Here is a 3647-nt window from a genome sequence, read left to right as displayed (position 1 = left end):
AGGCCATGGCTGCACCCGTACGCAAGCCTCGCAAGAAGCTGAAGAAGACCGTCGCGCACGGTCAAGCACACATCAAGTCGACGTTCAACAACACGATTGTTTCGATCACGGACCCCTCGGGCGCCGTGGTGTCCTGGTCGTCCTCGGGTCAGGTGGGCTTCAAGGGTTCGCGCAAGTCGACCCCCTACGCCGCCCAGATGGCCGCCGAAGCAGCCGCACGCAAGGCCCAGGATGCTGGCATGAGCAAGGTGGACGTGTTCGTGAAGGGTCCCGGCTCCGGCCGCGACACCGCGATTCGTTCGCTGACGGCCGCTGGACTCGAGGTGACCTCCATCAAGGATGTCACCCCGCAGGCCCACAACGGCTGCCGGCCGCCCAAGCGTCGTCGCGGTTAGGTGCTGACGCCGCCGTGCCCGACGGTACGGCGGCCAAGCACACGCGCCGTCACTGCACCGCGAGGTGCCTCTAGTCAAGATTTATACCGACGTTGACACTTGCCGGAACGGACAGCCGGCAGGTTCGAGCATCAAATAGCGGGTGCTCGGAAAGGATAGGAAAGTGCTGATCGCACAGCGTCCCGCCTTGACCGAAAAGGTCTTGACGGACAACCGCTCCCAGTTTTCCCTCAAGCCGCTGGAGCCCGGCTTCGGTTACACCCTCGGAAATTCACTCCGCCGCACACTGCTCTCGTCCATTCCTGGCGCTGCAGTCACGAGCGTTCGCTTCGAGGGTGTCTTGCACGAGTTCACCACTATCGAGGGGGTGAAGGAGGACGTCACGGAGATCCTCCTCAACCTCAAGAACCTCGTGGTCTCCTCGGAGCACGACGAGCCCGTCATCATGTACCTGCGCAAGTCCGTTGCCGGCTCTGTCACCGCGGCCGACATCGCCCCGCCTGCGGGGGTGGAGATCCACAACCCGGATCTGCACGTGGCAACCTTGAACTCGAAGGCGAAGTTCGAGGTCGAGCTCACCGTTGAGCGTGGACGCGGCTACGTGCCCGCCGCCCTCAACAAGAGCTACGACGCTGAGATCGGTCAGATTCCGGTCGACTCGATCTACTCGCCCGTGCTCAAGGTCACGTACAGGGTCGAGGCGACTCGCGTCGCCCAGCGCACCGACTTCGATGAGCTGGTTCTGGACGTTGAAACCAAGTCGTCGATCTCCCCGCGGGACGCGGTGGCATCGGCCGGTTCGACGCTCGTTGAGCTCTTCTCGCTCGCTCGCAGCCTCAACGAGGCCGCCGAGGGCATCGAGATTGGTCCTTCGGACACCGATGAGGCGCTCGAAGAGGACTACAACATGCCCATCGAGGACCTCACGCTGACGCAGCGCTCCTACAACTGCCTCAAGCGCGAGGGCATTCACACCGTTGGCGAGCTCACCGCGCGCTCCGAGACGGACCTCATGGACATTCGCAACTTCGGTCAGAAGTCGATCACCGAGGTGAAGGAAAAGCTCGCCGAGCTGGGCTTCACCCTCAAGGACGGCGGTCAGGAATACGACCCGACCGCCTCCGGTGTGTTCTTCTCCGGCGGCGACGAGTAACAAGGAGAACAACTCACTATGCCTACACCCACCAAGGGTCCCCGCCTCGGCGGAGGTCCTGCACACGAGCGCCAGATTCTCGCGAACCTCGCGCAGTCGTTGTTCGCACACGGCCGCATCACCACCACGGAGACCAAGGCCAAGCGCCTGCGTCCGCACGCCGAGCGTCTGATCACCTTCGCAAAGCGGGGCGACCTTGCGTCGCGTCGTCGCGTCATGGGGATCATTCCCGACAAGGGCGTGGTGCACACCCTGTTCGCCGAGATCGGTCCCGGCTTTGCCGAGCGTGAAGGCGGCTACACCCGCATCACCAAGGTGGGTCCGCGCAAGGGCGACAACGCGCCCATGGCCGTGATCGAACTCGTTGAGTTCGGCGCGCCGCCCAAGAAGGCCGTCAAGGCCGAGGCGGAGAAGGCGACCAAGAAGGCGGCTCGCAAGGCGGAGACGGCGCCGGTTGCTGACGAGGCGCCCGAGCCCGAGACTCAGGTCGAAGAGGTGGTGGTGGAGCACGCCGAGGAGCCCGCTGAGGGTGCCGAGGCGGCCGAGGGCGACGACAAGTAGTCCTCACGCACTCTGGACGAGGCGGGTCCGCATGACTGAGCTGCATGGCAGTGAGGTGGTGCGGGCCCGCCTCGACCTTTCTTACGACGGCGGCGGCTTCAATGGCTGGGCCACGCAACCTGGCCTGCGCACGGTGCAGGGCGAGCTTGAGGCTGGCCTCGTTCGGGTGGTCCGCGGGCCCGCAGGTCGCACGTACGACGAGCCCACGCTACGCATCACGGTCGCGGGACGCACCGACGGCGGGGTTCACGCGCGCGGCCAGGTGGCGCACGTCGACATTCCGGCAGGTGCCTGGCGGCGGTTGCCGGGCAAGACCAGCCGCACGCCCGCAGATGCTCTCAGGGAGCGCTTGGGAGGGGTGGTGGGCGCCGATATCGTCATCCGGGCAGTCTCGGTGGCCCCCGAGGGCTTTGACGCCCGCTTCTCCGCCCTGGAGCGGCACTACGAATACCGCATCTGCGATCGCTTTGCCTTGCGTGACCCGTTGCGCCGCGGCCACGTGACGTGGATCGACCGCCCTCTTGACGTGGATGCGCTGAACGTCGCGTCGGCGACGCTCGTGGGGTTGCGTGACTTCACCGCCTTCTGCCGCGGCCGTGAAGGCGCCACGACCATTCGCGAGCTCAGGGAGTTCTTGTGGCGGCGGGTTGAGTCGGGTGCCGACGCTGGCCTGCTGGTCGCCACAGTCCGGGCCGATGCCTTCTGCCACGCGATGGTCCGCTCGCTGGTGGGCGCCGTGATGGCCGTCGGCTACGGTCGCCGCGACCTGGACTGGTTGACCATGGTCTCCACTCACCCCGTACGTTCGCCCGCGATCAAGGTGGCGGCGCCACGGGGGTTGACGCTCGAAGAGGTCGTCTACCCGGACGACGCAGACATGGCGGCACGTGCCGAAGCGACCCGCGCGCGGCGCCAGCAGTCGGAGCTTGACGACGCGAGAATCGGCGCGCGACGACGGGCTCTGGAAGACTCGGGGACGGGAGACTCGTGACCGCGGGGACACAAATTGACCAAGGGGCAAAACGACAGGTAGACTTGCCGGTCGTTGTGCGTTCCACGTGACCGGTGCATCCCACTCGCCGCCGCAGGACCCGCCGACCTTGCGATGCAGTACTGCATCGCGCCACCGTTTTCTAGAGTAGAAGGCTTCATAGTGCGTACGTTTTCTCCCAAGCCGGGTGATGTGACCAGCAAGTGGCACGTCATCGACGCTACTGACGTGGTTCTCGGTCGTCTGGCCTCTCAGGCTGCTGCGCTGTTGCGCGGCAAGCACAAGGCGACGTTCGCTCCCCACGTCGATAGCGGTGACTTCGTCATCGTCATCAATGCTGAGAAGGTGGCGCTGACGGGCGCCAAGCTCACCGACAAGATGGTCTACCGCCACTCGGGTTACCCGGGCGGCCTCAAGACCAAGCCGATCGGCGAACTGATCGCGGATCAGCCCACCAAGGTCATCGAGAACGCGGTTCGCGGCATGCTGCCCCGGACCAAGCTCGGTCGCGCCCAGCTGTCCAAGCTGAAGGTCTACGCAGGCCCTG

Annotated in this window: 5 protein-coding genes; all 5 read left to right on the top strand. The window is 65.4% G+C overall.

The window, feature by feature from the left end; translation table 11 throughout:
• The first annotated feature begins 5 nt into the window (after positions 1-5).
• Positions 6-395 (top strand): 30S ribosomal protein S11, encoded by a 390-nt coding sequence (gene rpsK / locus QZZ29_RS11005; RefSeq protein WP_226096208.1) that lies wholly within the window; start codon positions 6-8, stop codon positions 393-395.
• Positions 396-558: 163 nt separating this feature from the next.
• Positions 559-1548: a DNA-directed RNA polymerase subunit alpha gene (locus QZZ29_RS11000; RefSeq protein WP_291383248.1), complete on the top strand. Its 990-nt coding sequence runs from the start codon at positions 559-561 to the stop codon at positions 1546-1548.
• A gap of 18 nt (positions 1549-1566) precedes the next feature.
• A complete protein-coding gene (rplQ, locus tag QZZ29_RS10995) occupies positions 1567-2109 on the top strand; it encodes a 50S ribosomal protein L17 (protein WP_291383246.1) in 543 nt (180 codons plus the stop codon).
• A 31-nt stretch (positions 2110-2140) separates the two neighbouring features.
• Positions 2141-3100: a tRNA pseudouridine synthase A gene (locus QZZ29_RS10990; RefSeq protein WP_291383244.1), complete on the top strand. Its 960-nt coding sequence runs from the start codon at positions 2141-2143 to the stop codon at positions 3098-3100.
• A gap of 162 nt (positions 3101-3262) precedes the next feature.
• The coding region (gene rplM / locus QZZ29_RS10985; RefSeq protein WP_291383242.1) for a 50S ribosomal protein L13 at positions 3263-3647 on the top strand (385 nt) is incomplete at its 3' end.

This window comes from Demequina sp., from assembly GCF_016278765.1.
Classification (GTDB): Bacteria; Actinomycetota; Actinomycetes; order Actinomycetales; family Demequinaceae; genus Demequina.
This window is presented reverse-complemented; position numbering and strand designations above follow the sequence as displayed.

What these genes read in the sequence shown, in the direction of transcription:
- rpsK (WP_226096208.1), top strand. Translation starts at nt 6, where the DNA reads ATGGCTGCACCCGTACGCAAGCCTCGCAAGAAGCTGAAGAAGACCGTC.
- rplQ (WP_291383246.1), top strand. Translation starts at nt 1,567, where the DNA reads ATGCCTACACCCACCAAGGGTCCCCGCCTCGGCGGAGGTCCTGCACAC.
- QZZ29_RS10990 (WP_291383244.1), top strand. Translation starts at nt 2,141, where the DNA reads ATGACTGAGCTGCATGGCAGTGAGGTGGTGCGGGCCCGCCTCGACCTT.